The 23,474-nt window shown below is 47.8% G+C and carries 17 protein-coding genes; 9 read left to right on the forward strand and 8 right to left on the reverse strand.

Features of this window, described 5'->3' with window-relative positions:
- Nucleotides 1-110: 110 nt before the first annotated feature.
- Nucleotides 111-554 (reverse strand): SufE family protein, encoded by a 444-nt coding sequence (locus N5E87_RS04080; RefSeq protein ID WP_086902049.1) that lies wholly within the window; start codon nt 552-554, stop codon nt 111-113.
- Nucleotides 555-621: 67 nt separating this feature from the next.
- Nucleotides 622-1,869, reverse strand: a complete 1,248-nt coding sequence (locus tag N5E87_RS04085) for a cysteine desulfurase (RefSeq protein WP_086902050.1) — start codon at nt 1,867-1,869, stop codon at nt 622-624.
- Nucleotides 1,870-2,138: 269 nt separating this feature from the next.
- On the opposite strand from N5E87_RS04085, the gene N5E87_RS04090 reads away from it, so the two are divergent.
- Nucleotides 2,139-3,839, forward strand: a complete 1,701-nt coding sequence (locus N5E87_RS04090; RefSeq protein ID WP_279775098.1) for a methyl-accepting chemotaxis protein — start codon at nt 2,139-2,141, stop codon at nt 3,837-3,839.
- A 109-nt stretch (nt 3,840-3,948) separates the two neighbouring features.
- Here N5E87_RS04090 and N5E87_RS04095 read toward each other — a convergent pair whose 3' ends face one another.
- Entirely contained in the window at nt 3,949-5,598 is a 1,650-nt protein-coding gene (locus tag N5E87_RS04095; RefSeq protein ID WP_086902052.1) for a DEAD/DEAH box helicase, read from the reverse strand.
- A 395-nt stretch (nt 5,599-5,993) separates the two neighbouring features.
- On the opposite strand from N5E87_RS04095, the gene N5E87_RS04100 reads away from it, so the two are divergent.
- From N5E87_RS04100 to cyaB, 4 genes are all read left to right on the forward strand, one after another.
- Nucleotides 5,994-7,040, forward strand: a complete 1,047-nt coding sequence (locus N5E87_RS04100; RefSeq protein WP_086902053.1) for a DUF3626 domain-containing protein — start codon at nt 5,994-5,996, stop codon at nt 7,038-7,040.
- A gap of 247 nt (nt 7,041-7,287) precedes the next feature.
- Nucleotides 7,288-9,225, forward strand: coding sequence for a cysteine/glutathione ABC transporter permease/ATP-binding protein CydD (gene cydD / locus N5E87_RS04105; RefSeq protein WP_086902054.1), 1,938 nt, complete (start codon nt 7,288-7,290; stop codon nt 9,223-9,225).
- The gene (gene cydC / locus N5E87_RS04110) at nt 9,222-10,973 is read left to right on the forward strand and encodes a cysteine/glutathione ABC transporter ATP-binding protein/permease CydC (RefSeq protein WP_279775100.1); all 1,752 of its coding nucleotides are present in this window, start codon (nt 9,222-9,224) and stop codon (nt 10,971-10,973) included. The genes cydD and cydC overlap by 4 nt, the downstream gene beginning before the upstream one ends.
- 52 nt (nt 10,974-11,025) lie before the next feature.
- The gene (gene cyaB, locus N5E87_RS04115) at nt 11,026-11,625 is read left to right on the forward strand and encodes a class IV adenylate cyclase (RefSeq protein ID WP_279775101.1); all 600 of its coding nucleotides are present in this window, start codon (nt 11,026-11,028) and stop codon (nt 11,623-11,625) included.
- A gap of 51 nt (nt 11,626-11,676) precedes the next feature.
- Here cyaB and N5E87_RS04120 read toward each other — a convergent pair whose 3' ends face one another.
- Nucleotides 11,677-11,856 (reverse strand): helix-turn-helix domain-containing protein, encoded by a 180-nt coding sequence (locus N5E87_RS04120; protein ID WP_011623867.1) that lies wholly within the window; start codon nt 11,854-11,856, stop codon nt 11,677-11,679.
- A gap of 96 nt (nt 11,857-11,952) precedes the next feature.
- On the reverse strand, nt 11,953-12,687 hold the full coding sequence (locus N5E87_RS04125) for a DUF599 domain-containing protein (RefSeq protein ID WP_011715964.1): 735 nt from the start codon (nt 12,685-12,687) through the stop codon (nt 11,953-11,955).
- Between the two features lie 367 nt (nt 12,688-13,054).
- On the opposite strand from N5E87_RS04125, the gene N5E87_RS04130 reads away from it, so the two are divergent.
- The 4 genes from N5E87_RS04130 (at nt 13,055) to N5E87_RS04145 (ending at nt 17,931) form a co-directional block, all read left to right on the forward strand.
- A complete protein-coding gene (locus tag N5E87_RS04130) occupies nt 13,055-14,602 on the forward strand; it encodes an OmpA family protein (protein WP_279775102.1) in 1,548 nt (515 codons plus the stop codon).
- 22 nt (nt 14,603-14,624) lie between these two features.
- Entirely contained in the window at nt 14,625-16,214 is a 1,590-nt protein-coding gene (locus tag N5E87_RS04135) for a hypothetical protein (RefSeq protein ID WP_279775103.1), read from the forward strand.
- A gap of 8 nt (nt 16,215-16,222) precedes the next feature.
- Complete coding sequence (locus N5E87_RS04140; RefSeq protein ID WP_279775104.1) at nt 16,223-17,071, forward strand: hypothetical protein; 849 nt, start codon at nt 16,223-16,225, stop codon at nt 17,069-17,071.
- A gap of 140 nt (nt 17,072-17,211) precedes the next feature.
- Nucleotides 17,212-17,931 (forward strand): LemA family protein, encoded by a 720-nt coding sequence (locus tag N5E87_RS04145; protein WP_279775105.1) that lies wholly within the window; start codon nt 17,212-17,214, stop codon nt 17,929-17,931.
- Nucleotides 17,932-17,988: 57 nt separating this feature from the next.
- On the opposite strand, the gene putA is transcribed toward N5E87_RS04145, so the two are convergent.
- The 3 genes from putA to N5E87_RS04160 form a co-directional block, all read right to left on the reverse strand.
- A complete protein-coding gene (gene putA, locus N5E87_RS04150) occupies nt 17,989-21,183 on the reverse strand; it encodes a bifunctional proline dehydrogenase/L-glutamate gamma-semialdehyde dehydrogenase PutA (protein ID WP_181382201.1) in 3,195 nt (1,064 codons plus the stop codon).
- Between the two features lie 258 nt (nt 21,184-21,441).
- Entirely contained in the window at nt 21,442-21,990 is a 549-nt protein-coding gene (locus N5E87_RS04155) for a TIGR04211 family SH3 domain-containing protein (RefSeq protein ID WP_164717988.1), read from the reverse strand.
- A 194-nt stretch (nt 21,991-22,184) separates the two neighbouring features.
- Complete coding sequence (locus N5E87_RS04160) at nt 22,185-23,474, reverse strand: inorganic phosphate transporter (RefSeq protein ID WP_086902064.1); 1,290 nt, start codon at nt 23,472-23,474, stop codon at nt 22,185-22,187.

Genomic DNA, 23,474 nt, shown 5'->3' on the forward strand with positions numbered 1-23,474 from the left:
GGGCGTGCGCTCTCCTTCAGATGAAGCTAATTTTTACTTCTTTATACCCTGTTAAGGCGTAGAAGTCTTTGATTAAATCCCTCTTTTACCTATTTAACCCACAGATTGATTTAGGGTTTTACCGCATCAATCATCGCCTTGGCTAAGGCATGTAAGCCATTGGTGCGCGAGGGGCTTAATTGACCCTCTAGCCCTAATTGTTTGAAATAGGCAGAAGGGTCAAAGGCGAGTATCTCGTCGCTCTGTTTGCCGTGACAGGCACTCAATAGTAAACCGATTAATCCCTTCACAATGCGTGCATCGCTATCGGCCAGAAAATAATGCTTAGCATCTTGCTCAATATGGTACAGCCAGGCATCGCTCTCGCAGCCTTTGACTTGGGCGGACTCAAGGCGAAACTCATCCGCTAAACTCGGTAAGGTTTTACCTAATAACATGATTTGGCGATATCTTTCCTGCCAGTTCGGCGCTTGCTCAAAACGGGCTAACAGGCTTGATGCCTCCTCAACGGAGTAATCAAACTCAGTGGCAGCGGGCATGATTGGCAATGTCATGGCGAAAATGTCCTCTTCTTAAGCGTGTTGCCTGATGGCGCAATGATGTTAGCCCTTAGCGAGCGGATTAGAGCAGCAAGTCTTTGACTGAGGCTAAGGCGGCAATAAAGCGGTCGATATCGGCTTTATTGGTGTAGATACCAATCGATGCTCGGCAGCAGCCCTTTAAGTTAAGGCTTTGCATCAAGGGCATGGCGCAGTGATGGCCACAGCGCACGGCAACGCCTTGTTGATCTAATAAAATCCCGACATCTTGATGATGTTCATCGCCCAGATTAAAGGCAACCGCACCGAGATTATCACTATGGGCCGCATAGAGATGTACATTTCCGAGGGCGCGTAGCTGCTGCTGTAAATATTGCAGCAGCTCAGCCTCGTGGGCCTGAACCTCTGGCGTGAGGTATTGTTGCAAAAAGCGGATAGCGGCGCCTAGGCCGATGACTTCACTGATGGGTGGGGTACCCGCTTCTAAGCGATTGGGTAGGCTGCCAAATTCGGTGCCATCGAAGCTCACTCGTTTAATCATCTCGCCGCCCGTTAACAGTGGCGTGAGCGTATCTAACTTATCGAAGCGGCCATAAAGCACACCAATGCCAGTCGGGCCATACATCTTATGGCCTGAAAACACATAAAAATCACAATCGATAGCGGCCATATCTAAGCTTAAGTGTGCAACCGCCTGCGCTCCATCGACTAAGGTGATCGCCCCCTGCGCCTTGGCTTGCTGCACTAACTCGACAACGGGATTCACTGTGCCTAAGGCGTTCGACACATGGCACAGGGCGACTACCTTGGGCTTGAGGGTAAGTAGCGCTTGATAGGCATGGCGATCGAGCCTGCCATCCCGATCGAGAGGGATGGGTTTAATGATGGCGCCTGTGCGTTTTGCCAATTCTTGCCACGGCACTATGTTGGCGTGGTGGGCGGCGGTATCAATCAAAATCAGATCGCCCGCTGCAATCTGTGGCGTTAAACCATAGGCGACTAGATTGATCGATTCAGTGGTGCCGTGGGTGAAGATGATTTCTTCGCGGCGCTTAGCATTAATAAACCCTTTTAACTCATCGCGGACTTTCTCGTAGCTAGAGGTCGCGCGCGCCGATAACTGGTGCGCCGCACGGTGCACATTGGCATTGTCGTTCAGGTAATACTGCGCCATGGCATCTAACACGGATTGCGGCTTTTGGCTGGTGGCCGCGGTATCGAGATAACACAGGGGATAGTCGCCCAACATTTGCGAGAGGGTAGGAAATTGCGAGCGGATTTGGCTATGGCTATCGGGCAATGTTGTGTCGGTCGAGGCTGAGTGTGTCATCTGGGGCTTAACGCAATAAAAAGGCTTTTGGATCTTCGGTTATCTCTCACCTGAATGCAAGTTTTCATCGGTTGCGGGCGTGTGGTTTGCAAGGGGACGCTAGGGTCTGTAAGGGATTGACACTCAGTTGCCTACTTGGATTAGGTGAATCGGGTATGCTAAAGGTTTTATTTTTCGTTTATAAGCGCTTAGCCTAAGCGGCAAAGCGTAAAACTCCAACTATGCTAAATACAGACAAAGGGATCCTTGGTAGTTGGAGTTCAAAGCTTATGCTTGGTTTTTTAAAAGATTTACGGATCAAATATAAGATGGGCAGCCTTATCGGCATCATGCTGCTACTCATGCTGTTATTAGCGGCTTTTAGCCTACTAAAGATGAAGCGGGTAACGGATGAAATCCACACTATTACCGCCGAAAACCTCCCCCTAGTGAAGTTATCGAGTGAGGTCACTATTTTGCAGCTCGAGAGTTCGATTAGCCTTGAAAAGGCTTTTCGCGCTTCAGAGATCCCAGTCTCAGCCCAGGAGCGATTAATTGAAGGCTTTATTGGTGAAGTGATTCAACATAAAGAGCGCATTAACGACGAGTTACTCTCCACACAGACCATGCTAAATGAGGCGTTAACCCTCCCTCAACCGCCTGAACTACGTGATAAAACCCAACAATTGATCCAAGAAGTCACCGACATCATTCGCGTTTATCGCGACTATGATGCCCAGCTAGCGACTGTGGTGAATGCGATACAGCAACATACTCAGGCCACGGCGTTGGTGCAGCAGGTGAGCGACCTTGAGCGAACTCAATCCCAATTCAACACTCAGCTCAGCCAATTTGCGCAGCGTTTAGAGCAAATGACCCAAACCGCGGTATCCATCACCGAAGATGAGGAGAAAAGCGCGATTTACGGCCTGATGGTGATTTCGTCGGTCGCCCTCATCTTGGGATTAGGCATAGGTATGTTATTTAGTCAGTACATAGTGCGGTCTATTACGCGCTTGCGTAATGCCGCCGCCATGATGGAGTCGGGCAACTTTAGCCGAGTGCTGCAAGCCGAATCTAAGGACGAGCTTGGCGAGTTAACCCTAAGCATGAATCAAATGGCCTTGACCCTAAGCCAAACAGTGGGGCATGTGATTGGGCGCAGCGAAGAAATCGCCTCTATGGTGACAGAACTCAATGCGGTGGCAGAAAATAATCGCAGGGCAATACTCAGCCAGCAGGAAGATACTGACCAAGTCGCCGCCTCGATGACACAAATGGCGGCGACCATTACCGAGGTTGCTAGCAGCGCCGAAACGGCATCCTTTTCGGCGGGCCAAGCGGAAGGCCGAGCCAAGGACAGCTGCGCCGTTGTGGAGGCGAGTGAGCGGATCACTCAGCAACTAGTAGAGAGTGCCCAGCAATCGAGCCAACTTATCCAGCAACTCCAAGCTAGCACAGGCAAAATTTTAAACTTTGTTTCCGTGGTGGATGCCATTGCGGGGCAGACAAATTTACTGGCGTTAAACGCCTCCATTGAGGCGGCTAGGGCGGGCGATCAGGGACGGGGTTTTGCCGTGGTTGCCGACGAGGTGCGCGCCCTCGCGACGCGCAGCCAAACCGCCACCCAGGAAATTAGTCAGCTTATTCAAACCTTAGTGCTTGATGCCCAGTCGGCCGTCGACTCATTTGGTAAAAATGAGCAACAAATCAATGAGTCATCGCTCCAAGTTAAGCAAATCAAACAAAACTTGTTTGAGATCTTAGATGCCTTAACTCAGCTTTCACAGGCTAATGCTCAAGTGGCCACCGCCAGTGAGGAGCAGGCGGTCACCGCCGAAGATATCAGCGAGCGCTTAAATACCATTCGTGACTCGGGAGAATCCGTGCTTAATAGCGCATTTGAAACGGCTAAGGCCAGCGAATCCCTCTCGCAGCAGGCCAACACCCTACGCGAAGCCATGCAGCAATTTAAGGTGCGTGAAGCCTAATAACTTCAAGATTGTAGATAAGTTAGTTCTCAAACAAAGATGCCCTGCACTCAGTGCTGGGCATCTTTTTTACGCATCTTATTACGGGGCTTTGGGGCTCGAAATCGAATTAGGATTTTACGCGATTAGGGCGGTTATCGGGTCGATGTGAGGGCTTTTTGTGTTCACCGCTGGCGGGATTAGCATTCGGCTGAGCGCGGCCTTGGCGGCGTGAGTCAGAATGTTGTTTCTCGCTGCGAGCCTGTGGGCTAAGTTGTTGCGCCGCTGAATGAGGCTGGCCTTTGGCTTTATGTTCGCTATTAGCTGGGCCTTTGCCACGCGAAGGACGTTTATCCTGTGGTTTGGGCGTGCGGGCAGCTTCGGTACTTGAGTGCGTATTTTTGTGCTCAGCGTTTTTTGCCGCTTGAGGACGCTTATGCTGGCCTTGATTATTGCGCTGGCCTTGGTTTGGATTTGAGTTCTTTTGCTGCGCAGAGCCGTCGCTGCTGTCTGGCGTTTTACGACCATCGCGGCCTGTACCGGCTCTTGGCGAGGGTTTACCCGCGCTGCGATGCTTACGTTGGCTCGCCACGGCTTTGATTTTGTTCTCTTTACCATGGGCATTTAAGGTCGATTCGGGGAGCGCATGCACAGGGCTGAAGCCTTCAACCTCTTGCCTTTCAAGCACGCGATTGATCAAACGCTCAATGTCCCTGAGTAGCTTAGTTTCTTCGCTACTGACTAAGGATACGGCTTGACCTAAGGCGCCAGCACGGCCGGTGCGGCCAATGCGGTGCACGTAATCCTCGGGGACATTGGGCAGATCGAAGTTCACTACTTGTGGTAATTGGTCGATATCGAGTCCGCGCGCCGCAATATCGGTCGCAACTAGCACGCGCACTTCGCCACTCTTAAAGTCGGCTAAGGCTTTGGTGCGTGCGCCTTGGCTCTTGTTGCCGTGGATAGCGGCGGCGCTGATCTCGGCTTGAATAAGACTCTTAGCCAGTCTGTTAGCGCCGTGTTTAGTGCGTGAAAACACTAAGACTTGCTGCCAGTTTTCTTGCTTGATGAGTTGGATAAGCAGCGCCGATTTTTGATTCTTATCGACGGGACAAATCCATTGTTTGACTGTGTTTGCCGCGGCGTTGCGTGGCGTAACTGAAATTTCTACCGGTTGATTCACTAGGCCTTTGGCCAGCTCGCGGATTTCATCGGAGAAGGTCGCCGAAAACATCAGGTTTTGTCGTTTAGCGGGCAACATGGCGAGGATCTTTTTGATATCGCGGATAAAACCCATGTCGAGCATGCGATCCGCTTCATCCAGCACTAAGACTTCGAGTTGATTAAACTTCACCGCTTTTTGCTGCTCAAGATCTAATAATCGTCCAGGCGTGGCGACAAGCACATCAACCCCGTGGCGTAGCTTTTGAATTTGGGGATTAATCGGCACGCCACCAAAGACGACCGCTGAGCGCAATGGCAGGTATTTACCATAGGTTTCAACACTTTCGCTTACTTGAGCCGCTAACTCGCGCGTGGGGGTTAGCACTAGGGCGCGGATTTGTCCCGCCTTGGCTTTATTGCCTTTAGAGAGTAATTCGAGCAACGGCAGGGTAAAGCCTGCGGTTTTTCCTGTCCCCGTTTGGGCCGCAGCCATCACGTCTTTACCCGTCAGTACGGCGGGAATCGCCTGTGCTTGAATAGGAGAGGGTGTGTCATAACCTTGTTCAGTCACGGCTTTTTGGATCGGTGCAGATAAACCTAGGGAGGAAAAACTCATTAATGGGTCTCTTGTGGCAGCAAAGTGTCGCAGCAGTAGTATGGCCGAATTGGCGGGCGTGCAGCTTACATGAAGAGGCGCTAGATCGCCATGTTTGAAAGTGGTTTGTTGTCTATCTGGCGCAAAAGCCGATTCAGGAGTGGCTAATTTATCGACCTATCAGTATCTTGTTCAGTATTTAGGGAAAGATCACGCTTGTGTTAATTTCATTGCTTCTAAGTAATCTAACTTGGGGTAAAATCAACAAATATCCTCAATAGGTTGCAAAGACGTTAGTCATCAATCGGATTAGTAAAGATAACTGGGAAATTTTCCCTTTGTAGCTTGAATTCAGCAGCATTGAATTCTTAGGATGAGTCCTCTTAGGCATATTGACGCTCCATGGCAGGTGGATTATGACAGCAATACAGCATATTGAACGCCTCGCACGTGGTCGAAGTGAACAGGCCGTGGCGGTTATTCGAAACGTGCAGCAGATGTCCAACATTCCCATGCAGGAGATGCAAGCGGCGCTGAAGCAATTGTTACACTGTGGCCGAGTCGCATTGCATTTTCATCCCGACAGAATCGATAGCCGCGGCATCACAGTGGCCGAAGGATTATTGCGTGATGGTCAATACCGCAGCCAATTCGAAACCCATATCTCCAACGGACAGTTATCCCCCGAGTTAGGTGGGCCAAGGGATCATTGGGAAAATCAACTCTTTGGCGATGCTTACAAGGGGACTAAGTCTCGGCCTAAGTATGGCGCCTTGGATTTAGGCATGTGGCAGGATGGCCCTGCCCCGCGTTTTGGCAGCTGTTATTTGCTGACCCATTCGCAGTTACTCACGCGCTCGACGTTCACTTATTTAGATTCCTACCGTAACCCGAAGGAAAAGGGCACTTTATCCTGCTTTGATGATGTATTAGCGGCACTGCTCACCGAGAGTTTTGAGCGCCACTATGCCTTGGGGAAAGTGGATTTTAAACCGCTCAACGTGATCCAATATTTGGCGCATCAACTGAATTCATCTTTGCTATCGCGCTTTGAACGGCCGATGTCGAACAATCTCGACCATTATATTGAGGCGCAGATCCACGGTGATGTGTCCCTCGATGAAGACATTGCCATGTTGGTGGCAGACCCTAGTTTTAAAGGGACTGAAATTGGTGCCACCTTGAGCAAGCTATGTGATCGCTATGATATCGAGCTGCAATATCATAATGGTTTTAGCCTGCACACGGCGCAGATCCCCAGTGATTTCCGTGGACCGACTATGCCATCTTTGGCGAGTCGCATTGCTATCGACGAGTGTGTCGATGCCTATGCCATTGGCGTGGCGGCGCGGGATTTATACCATTCGCCCCAGCATTGGCGCGATCGGGGGAACCGCGCTCAGGTGGCACATGAGCTCAAGCTGCTCTGGCATGTGTTAGTCAAATACGGCGCTCAGCAATAATTAAGGCCGATTGATTAAGCTGGCGGCGAGCGTTGGCTCTGGGTTCCCGCACTTTGGGAATTTATTGATCTTTATCTCATTTTTGTGAATAGGCTAACAAAAGCTTCCGCTAAGGTTTCATCTACCTTGGATGCCTGCGATACTGCGTCCCTATCGAACCTTTTCAACACTTGCAAGCCCCTCGGGGCCACTCAGTGTTTAGCCTATTTCTACAACCTACTGCTTTGCTAGTTTCTGTTGGAGCACCATGGATAAGTCGTTAGAAAAGTCCCTTCTCGTTTGGCTCAAGTCGCAAAAAAAAGCCTGTGGCTGGTTTGTTAAGCTCTCCGTATGGTGTGGAATGTTAAGCGCTATTGCATTGATAGCACAGGCTTATCTGATAGCTACACTCCTCGATGGCGTCATTGTTGGCAATGCCTTGCAGGCATTTACTGATGGCGCGAATAGCGCGCCAATCCAGCCTGCTGTGGGAGCAAGCGATTATCTGCCACATTTTATGGCCTTGATTGGTTTAATGTTATTGCGAGCAATACTCGCCTATGGCCGCGAGCGCGCCAGTTTTGAAGCGGGCAAACGCTTACGCCAACAGATCCGCGGTGCGGTAATGGATAAGTTAACTCGGCTCGGCCCCGCGTTTATTAAAGGTAAACCAGCAGGCAGTTGGGCGAGCATAGTCTTAGAGCAAGTGGAAGATTTACAAGATTTTTATGCCCGTTATTTACCGCAAATGACCCTTGCTGGTGTGATCCCTTTATTGATCCTTATCGCCGTGTTTCCCATCAACTGGGCGGCGGGGCTGATTTTGCTATTAACCGCGCCACTTATCCCGCTGTTTATGATCCTTGTCGGCATGGGCGCGGCCGATGCTAACCGTAAAAACTTCAATGCCTTAGCCAGATTAAGTGGCCACTTTATGGATAGATTGAAAGGGCTTTCGACCTTAAAACTCTTCTATCGGGGTGATGCTGAACTTAAGGTTATCGAAAAAGCCTCGGAGGAGTTCCGTAGCCGTACTATGTCTGTGCTGCGCATGGCCTTTTTAAGCTCGGCGGTGCTAGAGTTTTTTGCCGCGGTATCGATTGCCGTATTGGCGGTTTACTTTGGTTTCAGTTATTTAGGTCACCTCGATTTTGGCTACTATGGCGCGCATGCTCAACTTGGGCCTAATGCGAATGAAGGTTTACCTTTCAGCCTGTTTGTCGGCTTGTTTATCTTAATTTTGGCGCCTGAGTTTTATCAGCCCCTTAGGGATATGGGCACTCACTATCACGCTAAAGCGCAGGCGATTGGCGCGGCCCAAGCATTGATGACGCTGCTGGAACACCCTGAGCCAGATTCTTCGCAGGACAAGCTCGGGCAGCAAACGCGACTCGATAAGCTGACTCACCTTAGCGTAAAAGATCTAGAAGTCTTTAGTACCAATGGCAGCCGTTTACTCGGCCCCATCAGTTTTGAGTTGAAGCAGGGCGAACATTTGGCTCTGGTTGGCCCAAGCGGCGCCGGTAAAACCAGTTTACTCAATGCCTTATTAGGATTTTTGCCCTATAAAGGCAAACTGCTAATTGATGGGGTTGAGCTTGCAAGCCTCGACCTTGCCCATTGGCGACAGCAGTTAGCATGGCTTGGGCAGGAGCCGCAGTTATTCCATGGCACAGTGCGAGAAAACGTCGCCTTAGCCAATCCCGAAATGACGGATGAGCAGGTTTGGCAATTGCTGGAGCGGGCCAATATCCATGAGTTTGTCCGCAGCCAACCTCTTGGTTTAGCCACGCCGATAGGCGAGCAGTCATCGACCTTATCGGTCGGGCAGGCGCAACGTATTGCGCTTGCGCGGGCATTGGGACAGGCGGCGCAGGTCTTTATTCTCGATGAACCGACGGCGAGTTTAGACAGTGTCAGCGAACAACTCGTTAGCCGCACCTTAAGAGCGGCGATGGCGGGCAAGATGGGCATTATGGTGACTCACAGGGTCGATCAGCTGGACCATATGTCGTCGATCCTAGTGCTCGATAAGGGCGAGATAGTCCAGCGGGGGGATTTTGCGACGCTGTCAACTGAGGCGGGGTTATTCCAAACCATGTTGCATGAAAATACTGAATCAGTAGCCGATATTGGGCTTGAACCGTCAATGCCTGATAGCCACAGCGATATTGCGTTAGGGACAACAAAGGGAGCCGCACAATGAAAATACTCCTTCCCTTTATTCGGTTGTTCTCCTACCAATGGTTAATGATGGCCGTTGGGCTAGTGCTCACCCTCACCACACTCATGGCGGGGATTGGTTTATTGTCGCTGTCGGGCTGGTTTTTATCGGCGACGGCGGTGGCGGGATTAACGGTTATCGGCTCCCAATCCTTTAACTTTTTTACTCCCGCCGGTGGCGTGCGTTTCCTTTCTATCGCGCGAACGGCCAGTCGTTACGGGGAGCGTCTCGCGACCCATGAGGCGACCTTTAAATTACTGACTGAACTCAGAGTTTGGGCGTGGCGAAAACTCTTCCCACTCAGCGCCAAAAATCTGCAGGGGCTGCGCCGTGCGGATATGCTCAACCGCCTCGTGGCGGATATAGATACACTCGACCATCTGTATTTACGATTGTTGACGCCGATGGCGGCTTCCTTGCTGATGACGGCATTGTTATATCTGTTCCTCGCATGGTTTGATGCCAAGCTGGCCTTAAGTTTATGCCTGTTTTTAGTGGTGGTTTGGCTGCTGCTACCACTACTGTTTTATCGGCTTGGGCATGAACCAAGTCGCAATATGTTGGAGACCAAACGCCAATATCGGGTGCAGTTGCTTGAGATGCTGCAGGGCCAAGCTGAGCTGAGTTTATTTGGTGCGAACGCCAGATACAGACACAAGCTCGATGAGGCAGAACAGGCGTTATTTGCCAGCCAAGGGGCGATGGCGAATATCACCGCCTTGAGCCAAGCCATGCTGATCCTAGCGACAGGCTCGGCACTCATCATGATGCTATTTTTAGCCGCCAATGGCGTGGGCGATACCGTACCTCCCGGCCCTATGTTCGCCTTGATGGTGTTTGCCACTATGGCCTGCGTCGAAATGATGATGCCAATCGCGGGCGCTTTCCAACATTTGTCGGGCTGCGTGCTGGCGGCGACACGAATTCACGAAATCACCGAGCAGGAAAGCGATATTCGTTTTATCGAAAATTCAACGCTTAAGGCGACATCGGGCGGGCTGCAGATGACGGATATCCATTTTGGCTATCACGACAATCAGAGCGTTCTGCAGGGCTTATCCTTAACGGTACAGCCTGGGCAAAAGGTGGCGTTATTGGGCGCAACGGGCTGTGGTAAATCCAGTTTATTGTCCTTAATCACCCGTGAATGGCAGGCGCAGCGTGGCCAAATTTGCCTAGATGGTCAGCCGCTGACGAACTATAGCGAGGCCGCCTTAAGATCGGCGATGACAGTCGTGAGCCAGCGAATTTACCTGTACGCGGGCACGCTGCGGGAGAACCTTGCCATTGCCTTGCCTGTGCCAGAAGGGCAAAAGCGTACCGCCAATGACGAGCGTTTTATCCAAGTATTACAGCAGGTTGGTTTAGGCGAATTACTTAAAGGCGACAAGCCTCTCGATATGTGGATTGGTGAGGGCGGCCGGCAGTTATCGGGCGGTGAGCAGCGCCGTATCGGCGTGGCAAGGGCATTACTGCGTGATGCGCCTTTGTTACTGTTAGATGAGCCAACCGAGGGCTTAGATAAACGCACCGAGCGGGAAATCCTAAGTTTATTATTTGAATTTGCGAAAGATAAAACCCTGCTAATGATCAGCCATCGATTAACGGCGATGGCCAAGATGGACCAAATTCACCTCCTCGCCGAGGGGCAAATTGTGGCATCGGGCGATCATCAGCAGTTACTTCAAACTTGCCCCGCCTATCAGGCGCTCTATCGTCGCTTAGCTTGAGTCTGGATGTTGAATGGGTGAGAAATACGCGCAGCAGGAGTGAAGCCTTTATATGAATAACCCTATGCCAGCAGACATGGCGCCTAAAGAATTCGCTCCGCAAATTAACGCCCATTTTAACGGTAAGTTTGAGGTAGAGCTTAAGTATCGACTCACGGACCGAGAGGCCTTTTGGGCGCGTTTAAGCGCCAAATCCCCCGAGGTGATGCTCGAGGATAATCTTGAGCATGACTGCTATTTTGATGCACCAACAGCATCCTTAGCGGTTGAGCATAAAAGCCTGTGTATTCGCGAGATGCAGCCCTCTGGCATCATGCTGTGGATTGTAAAAGGGCCCGAGAAGGACCGCTGTGAGGCGGTTAATATCACGGATGCCAACAAGGCCAAAAGTATGCTACGGACTTTAGGGTATCAATGTGTGCTTGAGATTAAAAAACGCCGCAGCGTATATTTTCTCGGGGAATTTCATTTAACGCTTGATTGGCTCGAAGGCTTAGGTGACTTTGCCGAGCTTGCAATCATGACTAATGATGAAGCTAAGCTGCCAATCTATGAGGCGCAGCTCCTCGCCTTAGCCGCTGAGCTTGGGCTAGAGGAATCACAACGGGAGTTGTTATCTTACAGACAGTTACAGATGGCTATACAAGGATAAGCGAGGCATCCCAAGTCCATTTGGGGATGGATCGATACAAGGCGCGGCGGCTTATCTTCCTAAGCGCTGCGAAAAGGCTAAGTAACGTTTGACCTCTTCTTCGGGGAATCGCAATTCTTCACCGTCTTTCACGCTGCTGAGCAGGTTTTCCCGCGCATAGCGTTTAATCGTTGCTGGACTCTTATCCAGCAACTTGCACACTTCATCCACAGTTAACAGATTATCACTCATGGCTCACTCCCACTTATTGATTGGTGATTAACTCAATGAGTATAGAACAAGAATCAGACTGCGCTTTGGCGGGCGCAGTCTGGGGTTGGCTGGCGACTACTTGGCTTGGCGCTGGGCTTCTCGCGCCTGATATTCGCTGCCCAAATGTGCCTTGGCGGCGGTAATGGCCATTACGGCGCGGGATTTAAATTCGCGGCGATAGAGGGTGACCACCACAAACAGGCTGGCCAAAATAAACAGTATCGGGTGCACAAACCAGCAGAGCACGGCCATCGAAAAGTAGTACGCCCGCAGGCCATAGTTATAGGAATGGGCGGCTTGGTCTTGCACCGTTGCCATTTGCCGCGCGTAGGCTTTGAGGTTGTCGTTTGCGCCTTCGCTATCCATTGGGCCTGCGCCTATCATCACGTTCACAAAGCCATATTGGCGCATCGACCAGGTAAATTGGAAAAATGCCATCACGAAGATTACTACTAATAGCGCCAGCTTAACTTGAACTAAGGAGTGGTTCGGCGGTGTGGCATAGGGAATAGTGGCGATCACGGCTTCGAGCCGTTCAACCTGGGCAAATAAGGTTAGTACCCCCGCGAGCACGAACAGCGTAGTCGAGGCAAAAAAGGCAATATTACGTTCAAGGTTCGCTAATAACGCCGCATCGCCAACCCGCACGCCTCGAGTCATCAGCTCGAGCATCCAGTAGATTCTGTGCTTGTGCAGACCACGGGCAATACAGTCGGTATCCTTCGCCTTACGTCGGGCAAAAGCGGTATAGCCAGCCCAAGAAACGATAAACCACGTTAATGCAGAAATATCTAATAGCGAGAATGTCATAGTTGCCTTAGTTCGTTGTTGAACACGTTAAATCACTGCCTGATTAGGAACAGATTATAGATTATGCGGGGAGAGAAATACTGAAGGCAACTTAGTGATAAATTTTAATGACATTTTTTATGAATAATGATTATCTGTTCACAGTTGTTATGCAATGGCTTGGTTATAAAGCTTGTTAGTCACCGTAATAATCTCTAAATCCAAAGAGATTAACCTATGATGTTACGAATGTAGCATCCGCAATTTTCTTACAACACATTGTTCGCATTTATGTAAACTTTAGATTGACATTCAAATGGTATTTTCTTCTAATTTCCATGTTAATGCTCACAAATCAATTTAAATTTCTTCTTTTATAGAGTTAGGGATGACTATGGTATCTAGTTTCAAGCCTATCGCAGTCGCAGTCGCTTCAGCGTTGTTACTTAGTAGTTGTGCGGTTACGCAATCGGTAGAAAATAATAAAGAAACGGTCATTGGTTGTGCAATTGGTACTGGTTTAGGTGCTTTAATTGGGAACTACTTAGGTGGTAAGAAGGGGATGGCCTATGGTGCTGCTGCAGGTGCTGCAATTGGATGCACTGTTGGTTACGATTTTCAAAAGAAACGCGAAGCACTTGAAGCATTAGCCAAAACTGAAAATCTTGATATCCAATTTACTTCTATCAGCTCTTCTACAAATGCTGATGATCAACAAAATAACCTCTTAATTAGTGCTAACAACAAAACTATGTCTAAGGAGGAACAGGAAAAATATGCTAATTATCAAGTTGTAGGTATGGCTGCAACAATTTCTAGTGCAGATGAGATGATGTTTAACTCAGGCTCTGCGGAGGCCACGACCAAGGCAAGGCAGAAATTACAAAAATTAGCAACTATTTATAAAGATTCTCAGCAGAATATCCTCATTACTGGGCACACAGATGCAACAGGGAGTGAATCGTTAAATCAAACGTTAAGTGAAGCTAGGGCTCGTTATGTAGCTACACTATTTCATCAAGCGGGTATTCCAACTGAAAGATTATTTTTCCAAGGTGCTGGAGAATCGCAGCCTGTTGCTGTCAATACCAATGAAGAGGGAAAAGCTAAAAATCGTCGAGTAGAAATTGTAGAAATCGATGGTAAGCCAGATCAGTTACTGGCCTATTCTAACAAACAAAAAACCAACCTCAGTTATTTATCTCGTCGTTCCCAAGATAAGGTTGCTTCGGTCAAATCGAGTGAAGCAGGCCAAAAATCTACAGCTGTTGTAAGTAAAGAAAGTTCACAAATAGCTATGTCTCAATCTGAGATGGTTCAATTAATTAGACCATCAAATCAACAGAAGGCTTTAGTTGATTTTGGTGGACAAAAAATGACAGAACCCTCAACTAATTTTGCGCAATTGGTTGGAGTAAAAAAAGAGAGTGGATTTGCATTATTTAGTAGTGCATATGCGTCAGAGATATCAAACTTAAACTGTGCGGTTGAAGGACCAAGGGTCGATGGTGATGTTAAGAGCTTAGCCACTGGCGAAAGATATAATCGTCAAGATTATAATACAGCCGATTATTTACCAGGGATGAATGGCACTGTTTGGGTCAGTAAAGTAAATGGCCATTATATTGGTTTATCTCCCGTAGCCGTGGTTAAAGATAGTGGTACAGCAGTTTCTGCTCCCACTGTAAATATTTGGAAAAATTATAAGGGAGCAAGTAAGGAAGCGCCTAGTTATCAGTTATCTAGTCACGTTGAAACTTACTATGGAGATAGAGGTTTGTTATATCGGGTTTTTACTACAGATAAAGATTCTCCTGTACGTTGTATGGATGTGGTAATGCCGGTTGATAGATCAACAACCGCAATTGCTGGAAAGTTGTATTACGAAAAAAATAAAACTGTATATGAAGCTGGGTTTGAACCAAGATTATTATAAGAGATGGGTTTAGGAGTTGGAAATGGATTTTTTATCTTTACTGTTTAATGAGTATCGTGTACTTGTCGTGTCACTTCTTTCAATAATGACACTAATCGTGATTATTATGGTTTGGTGGGAGCAAGTTAGTTTTTGGTGGCTTAATACTTGGTATGCATTTCCGCTAATTGGTAAGGAGAATCGTTTAGCCAAAGATTATGAAACTCAAGTTAAAAACTATGATAAAGAGTGGCTAAATAGTGAAGTTGCATTATGTGCCGATTTTGCTGCTCACTATGAAAAAGTCAATAAAGATGAAGAGCTATTTAGTAAGAGCCAAGATTACTTAGGTAAAGTGACTGAAAATGGACGTAATAATTTACACATTTTGGGATGGATCCTCATTGCGGCTTTAGTATTCGTAGAGGCAATGGGGTTTAGTTATGTTTTATCTGGATTTACTATTCCTGGAGCATCTGAAAAATTACAGCAACAAGGTGCAATTGGCATCGCTTTTATTATTTCAGTCTTATTAGTCGGTTTAACGCATTTTACTGGGCACGAATTGCATGCTAACTCACTAATTAAAAAGGCAAAAGTATGGTGGAAAAATGCGAAGAATCGTGATAAGGCGACGCCTGAGCTTGCTCCTAATACTCGAATTAATTTAGATAAAACCTTCGAAGATGATGATGAGCCGCAATATAAACAACTCATCAGTCGCATTTCAACTAACGCTGAAGTTAAACCACGCTATTTAATTACAACTATTACTGCGATTGCGATTTTAGTGATAGCAGTATTAGCGACTTATGTGCGTGGTCAAGTTTTAGAAAAAATGCATATAGACGAAGTTAATATCAAACAAAACGGTGTCATTTATCAAGAGCAAGATCCTTATGCTGAAGCTCCTCCAGCTATGTTAGTTCAAGAAGCAAAAAATGCAGATGACAAAGCTGGCGATGATGTTTGGGAGCGCGAGCAAAAAGGAGGCTGGGGGACATTTATATTCTTAGCATTCTTATTCATTCTGCTGCAAATTTTTGGGATTTTAATTGGCTTTAAAACAGGTTTTGCAGGCAAGCATTCTAAAGATGCGCGTAAAGAAATTGGTAACTTTAAGAGTGAACGTGAGTTTAAGACCCATTATTCTCGATTAAAGCAGCAGGTTGCGCGTGTAGCACAGAAACGCCTAACTAATTTGCAACAAAGAATGAACCAAAAAGCCGAAGTGAATTGTCAAGATCCGAAGGTTCTAGAGATGCTTGAAGGATGCGGACATCGTTCATTTCTTACTTATATGGACGACTTAGGCAATGCTGAAAATAAATATACACAATCCGTACGTTTACGTGAGCATCAAGAAGTCCAAGAAACAACTCGTCCCACAGTGATCGCAGCTAGCAAAGTGGCTGATGTAGAAACGCCAGAGGAAATGGAGGCAAGATTGCAAGCCGAAATTCTTGCTGAGGTTCATGCTAAAAAAGCCGCACAAATAGAAACTCCTGAACAGGCTGAACAACGGATTCGACAGGAATTACTGGCTGAAATTGCCCAGCAAAAAAAAGTGGCTGAAACTGAAGAGCAAATGCGAGAACGATTACGCAAAGAGCTGCTTGGAGAATTAAGCTGATGGCTCGAATGACAAAACTTTCTAAGTATGTACTGAGTGGCTTGTTTAGTACGATTAGCATAGTATCAGGGTGTTTGCCTGTTATTGCAGGCGAAAGAAACGATATTAAAAGTTGTTACGACTTCGCGAAAATCGAACCATCAACGGCTAAGGTTGTTTCTGGTCGACATTTATTTGTTGCTGTTGATGGTACGTTTTCACCGGACATTAATATTAAAAAGTTAGTCCATGAAAAAGTGCACCTCTTTTTGCAACCTGGGGATAAAATCACCATTATCAGCTTCAGTGCTTATGTGAAGGATTTTTATACTGATGTGTTATTCAGCGGAAGATTAGACACAGATATTGCAGATAGAGACGATGTTTCCAAAAAGAGTTTAATGACCTTCGATAATTGTATGGCGAAACAGACTCAATTTGTGAAAACGAAAGTCGACACTCATATCAAAAATGCTTTTAAACCTAACGATGCGGATGTGCCTAAAACAGAAATAATTACCAATTTATCTCAGGTGATTGCCCCGCAAGTAGCGGTCAATCAGGGAGAAAGACGGGTGTTGTTATTGGTTTCTGATATGGTTGAAAATTCCGATGTCACTAGCTTTTACAGTAAAAACACCTTGAAAGTGATTGCACCCGAGCAAGAGATGCAGAAAGTCCAAAAAGCCAATATGTTAAGTGATTTTAAGCAGGCGGACATTTATGTATTAGGTGCGGGTTGGGTGCCAGCGACATCGAAAGGATTTAGAGGTGGCCAAGTCATGCTCCCGTTGAAACAGTTTTGGCAGCAGTATTTTGAGGCATCCAATGCCCAGTTAAAGGAATTTGGACAACCCGTATTAATGAGTGATATGTAATAAAAAGCCAGACTCAGTCTGGCTTTTAGTATGTGTAATTGTAGAGCTATGTTGTTATTTGAAAAAATGGCTTATTTAATCTCTTAAGATGAGGTTAAGACTTCATAGTCTCATAGTTGATTTTGTTTTAAGGATATTTAATGGATATTATCTTGATCTTATTTGTGTTGTTTTGCGCATTTGCTGTTTGGTCAATTTTTACCTACAACTCATTGCAATCTAAAAAGCAATCTCTGGTTGAACAAGCCTCCAATATTCAGGTTTCTTTGCAAAAACGAAGAGATTTGGCATCAAGAGTGATCGATATTGCACAAGGTTTCGGCGATCATGAAAAGTTAACACATCTTAAAATATCAGCAGATCAGCAAGCCAGTACCCAATCTTTGGCCGCGTTGTCACAAAGCTTCCCCGAGTTGAAAGCAAATGAAACCTATTCCAAGCTTATGAAGCAGTTGGAAGATTTAGAAGATAACATTGCGGCTAAGCGTGAGACTTATAATAAGCATGTGAATATTTACAATAGTTACCGCTCTAGCTTTCCCACTATGTTAGTGGCAAATAAGCTGAGTTTTGATCCAGCACCTTATTATAATGCTGATAACGAGGATACCTTGAGCTCTCTCGGGATTTTCAATCGTGATGATTCGGAAGCGGTGAAAAATTTGATTAACACCTCGTCACAAACCTTGAAGTCCTCTGCAAAATACCTCAAGGCCTCTGCGACCACGCATATCGAGAATGCTAAACAATCGGAAACGTTTAAGTCAGTTGTTGACCAAGGTGATATAGCCATTACTAAGGTAGTTGAAGCTGCTAAAACAAAGATAGAAAAAAAGGAATCAGCCGCAGCAGAGAAATAAGAATAATAAAAAAGCCAGACAGAGTCTGGCTTTCGTTTATCAATAAGTCGTTAGGACTTAGGCGTCGCTATCACCCAGTGACAACAGGGTCGCGTTACCACCGATAGCGGTGATGTTATTAGTGCGAGTCTTTTCAGTCACGAAGCGAGTTAAGTAGTGTGGGCCGCCGGCTTTTGGACCTGTGCCCGACAGACCTTGGCCGCCGAAAGGTTGTACACCAACCACTGCGCCGATTTGGTTACGGTTGATGTACACGTTACCTACGTTAACCTTGTCAGCGACTTCGAGGGCATGGCCTTCGTTACGGCTGTGGATGCCTAAGGTTAAGCCAAAGCCTGTGCTGTTGATTTCATCGATCACATGGGCAAGTTCAGATGCCTTGTAACGGATCACGTGCAGGATTGGACCAAAGTGTTCTTTTTCAAGCACTTTGATTGAGTCGATTTCAACGGCAGTTGGCGACACAAAGTGACCATTCTCGGTACCTGCTGGCAGAGACATTTGCTTGATCAACTTACCCACTTGCTTGATGTGGTCGATATGGGCATCAAGGTTAGCCTTCGCGGTCGCATCGATAACTGGGCCTACGTCAGTTTTCACTGAACTTGGGTTGCCAATCACTAACTCATCCATTGCACCTTGGAGTACGTCGATTACGCGGTCTGCAATATCTTCCTGTAGGAAGAGTACACGCAGCGCCGAGCAGCGTTGACCCGCACTGGTGAAGGATGAAGACACTACATCGTTAACCACTTGTTCTGGCTGAGAAGTAGAGTCAACCACCATAGCGTTTTGACCACCGGTTTCGGCGATTAACGGAATAATTGCGCCTTCACGGTTTGCGAGTGTGCGGTTGATGAGTTTGGCTGTGCCAGTTGAACCGGTAAAGCATACGCCGCCGATGCGCTCATCAGCCGTCAGTGCGTTACCTACGGTAGCGCCTGTGCCTGGTAGATATTGCAGCACGTCCGTTGGAATACCCGCTTGGTGTGCGAGCTGCACTGCGCGGTAACCAATGATAGAAGTCTGTTCAGCAGGTTTAGCAACGACAGTGTTACCTGCAGCGAGGGCTGCCGAAACTTGGCCTAAGAAGATCGCCAATGGGAAGTTCCATGGGCTGATACAGACGAACACACCGCGACCTTGGAGGAAGAGTTCGTTTAACTCACCCGTTGGGCCTGGGAGCAGTTCAGGTTTTGACATCAGCTTCTTAGCTTGTACCGCGTAGTAGCGGCAGAAGTCTACGGCTTCACGTACTTCGTCGATACCGTCTTGAATGCTCTTGCCCGCTTCACGGGTACAGAGGGCAATCAGTTCTTCGCGGTTTTCTTCTAACAGATCCGCAAGCTTTTGCAGGGCTGAGGCGCGCACTTCAACGGGAGTACGAGTCCAAGTTGCAAACGCCGCATCGGCAGAGGCGACAGCTTGTTCGATAGCCGCTTTGTCGGCAAAGGCCACTTGACCCACGGTTTGGGTGGTATCGAATGGGCTCACCACGGTTTTGTGCTCGCCAGTTAAGGTTTGACCATTAACCAGAGGGCCCGCTTGCCACTGCGTCGATTTGAATTTGTCTAAGGCCGCGAAGAATGGCTCGGCTTCTGAAATGATGTTCATATTGAGTCCCTTGGAATTTTTGCGATCGCTACCGAAGATGTCGGTAGGTAAAACGATTTTGTTGTTAGCCAGGGTTTTGTAGCCTGTCAGGGTTTTCAGTGGGTGAACCACTAAAGACTCGATAGGGGTTTTCGGATCGACCAGCTTGTGTACGAACGAGGTGTTCGCACCGTTTTCCAGCAGGCGACGCACTAAGTAGGGCAGCAGATCCTTATGGGCACCGATAGGGGCGTAGATACGTACCGCTTTCGCGCCAGCTTCCGACAGAATAGTGTCGTACAGCTCTTGTCCCATACCGTGTAGGCGTTGGAACTCGTGGTTACGATCGCCCGCCATATCTGAAATTGCGGCAACGGTTTGCGCGTTGTGGCTGGCAAATTGTGGGTAAATTGCGCCGCGGGTGGCGTCAGATAACAGGTAACGCGCACAGGCTAAGTAAGAAACGTCGGTACCGGCTTTACGCGTGTAGAGTGGGTATGCGGCTTCGCCAGCTTGTTGTGCCCATTTCAGCTCGCTATCCCAGTAAGCGCCTTTCACTAAGCGAACGGGGATTTCGTCACCTTGTTCTTTCGCTAGGCGGGTTAACCATACCAGCACTGGCAGGGCGCGCTTAGAGTAAGCTTGCACCACGATACCGAGTAAGCCCCAACCCTTAGTGGCGTCAGAATTAAACAGTTTTTGGAACAGTTTTAGCGACAGTTCGAGGCGGTCAACTTCTTCGGCGTCGATAGAAATACCGATATTTAAGCCACGGGCTAACTTAATTAAGCGAATAACGGTGTCATACAGCTCGGTCAGTACACGGTCTTCGTTAGCGACTTCGTAACGTGGGTGCAGTGCCGACAGCTTGATAGAAATAGTTGGGCGTGGTGATTCGTTTTCGTTATAGCTTTGCGCGCCTAACTCGGTAATCGCATTGGCATAATCGTTAAAGTATTTTTCGGCATCTTTACGCGTCAGCGCGGCTTCACCCAGCATATCGTAGGAATGGGTGTAACCTAATTTACGCTTGTCTTCGCTGTTCTTGAGCGCTTCTTTCATGGTGCGGCCGAGAACGAACTGCTTGCCCATGATCTTCATCGCCGCCATCATGGCTTGGCGGATCACAGGCTCACCTAAACGATTCACTAAACGGCTTAACAGGTTGCTTGGCGTACCATCGATTTTTTTATCGAGTTTGACGATTTTGCCAGTGAGCATTAGGCCCCAAGTGGAGGCGTTAACCAGTACTGAATCGCTCTTGCTTAAGTGTTCATCCCATTTCGCGCCTGAGAGTTTATCTTCAATCAAGGCGTCGGCGGTGGCCGCATCGGGAATACGCAGCAGGGCTTCGGCTAAACACATCAGGATAATCCCTTCCTGTGTTTCTAAGCTGTATTGCTGCAGGAAGGCATCGATGCCAACCATTAAACCTTTCTTATCGAATTGACGAACTTTGTTGACCAGTTCGTGGGCACGACGAGTGACGCGCTCGATGGCTTCATCACTGGAGGGCACTAGTTTGATTAGCTCTGACAAGTATTGTTCTTCATCGACAATGTAGTTGTCGGTGACGGCTTTGAACAGTTCGTCGAGATTGGCAGAATCGTAGCGGCCTGCCAGCACTTCACTCGCTTTGAACATAGTAATCGCTTCCATCTTGGCCAGTTGTTTTGGGCTCTATTGTTGAAACAAAAATGGGGGGCGCGAAACGCATTTGATATTTTGTATACAATATGAAGCTTTGCGCGCGCAGATTATACAACCAAAATGTGACGGACAACACTATAGCGTGAAAGAATGTGAAGATTGTTTGATTAGCTTGTTACGCGCCAGATGTAACGCTCAATTGACAAAAAAGCCAGTGTTTGAAAACACTGGCTTTTGATTTTACTTTCAGCGGATTCGCGTAAAAATTTACATCCAACGCTTTTTATTACGGCGTTGCGGTCTTGGCAGATAAACTAAAATCACCCCGACCACTAAACCGGCGGCGGCGATCAGTCCACCTTCACGCCATAGGGCAAATTGCGCTTCCTGAGCGCTGCGATCCACGGCCACTTTCAAACTATCACGTTCTTGGGTGGTTTTACTGAGCATAGTTTCGGCTTCGGTCAGCTTGGCTTTTAGCTCTGCCACTTCATCGGCATGGTTATCGGTTGAGCTCATCACTTCGTCCAGTTTAGCTTTGGCTTCAGCCAGTTCACTGGTGAGTGACGATACTTGCTCGCGAAAACTGGGTGCCGAGCTAATCATGTTAGTCGGTATCCAACCTTCGCGACCCTTGTGGTCGACAATTTTGGAGTAATCGCCTTGGGTTTCGCCTAATAAGGTAATTGGTTGACCCGCTTCAATTGAGCCTAAGATACGGTAGTCTGTACTCGGACCATTGAGAATATAAAGAAACACGTTGTCCGAGATATAGCGGGGTTGGCCTTCGGCCAGCAGGTTGGGGGAGAGTAACATCATTCCCACCAGAGTCAGCATTCTTAACACTTTTGTATTCTCATCAACGAAATAGTGACCACATGCTAGGGATTTGAGGCCTGCAATGCAAGAGGGAAGTCATAGACTTCCCTCAACTTTGCCGCATCCATGCTAGCGATTCCTGTGTGTTTGTGCGTTTCTAAGGCAAGCTTGCCATAGTCACCTTGGGCTTCTTAGTTAAAGATACCTTTAATCATAAAGAAGAAGATGATCGACAGACCCGCACCCGCAGGTAAGGTGACCACCCAAGACACAACGATATTACGCACTACGCCGATATTGATTGCAGCAATACCACGGGCCATACCTACACCTAATACCGCACCCACTAAGGTTTGTGTAGTAGAGATAGGTAAACCAGTACCAGAAGCAATAACGACAGTCGAGGCAGCGGCTAATTCGGCAGCAAAACCACGGCTTGGCGTTAAGTGAGTGATGTTTTTACCAATGGTTTGCATCACGCGCTTACCGAAGATTGCCAGACCCATCACGATACCAACGGCACCTAAAGGCAGGATCCACCAAACTAACGGAGACTTAGACGCAATTTGACCGCCACTGTTTACCACAGAGACAACCGCCGCTAATGGGCCAATCGCGTTAGCTACGTCGTTTGAACCGTGGGCGAACGCCATACAACAGGCGGTGAGCACCATCAGGATAGCAAACACTTTTTCAACGTTAGCGTACATGGTTTTGTGGGTGGCTTTCTCATCCATTTTTAAACGAGAAATCACCACTTTACCCACGATACCCACGATCAGCGCAATCACACCGGCTAACATGTATGCTTCGGCACCTTTTAAGTGAATACCAACGTGTGATAAACCCTTAAGGATAGTGACTAACGACATGATAAAGCCCGCAAATGCCATGTAGAAAGGCACATAGCGTTTCGCGTTAGCGAGTGGGTTATCTGTGTTGAAAATCAGTTTTTGCGTGCTTTGGAACAGAATGAAAGCCATAAAGCCAGAGATTGCAGGGGTGATGACCCAAGAGCCAACGATACCACCTACTTTTTCCCAAGCGACTGAATCAGTGCCAACACCCACAGCCGCGAAGCCGATAATCGCACCCACGATTGAGTGAGTGGTCGATACTGGCCAGCCTAAGGCTGATGCGACAACTAACCAAATCCCTGCGGCTAACAGCGAGCCAATCATGCCGTATACCAGCAATTCAGGGGTTTGGGTAAAGTAGCTTGAATCAATAATACCGTTACGGATCGTACTGGTTACTTCGCCGCCTGCTAAGTAAGCACCAGCAAATTCGAAGATCATTGCGATAATAATCGCTTGTTTAATAGTAATAGCGTTGGAACCCACAGAGGTTCCCATTGCATTGGCCACGTCGTTCGCACCAATACCCCACGCCATTAGAAAACCAAACGCGGCCGCAATGGCAATAAGCCACGGCCCATTAGTGGCTAAGACGTTAGCCACCTCCATACCTGCATCAACCAT

This window comes from Shewanella sp. GD03713, from assembly GCF_029843705.1.
GTDB lineage: Bacteria > Pseudomonadota > Gammaproteobacteria > Enterobacterales > Shewanellaceae > Shewanella.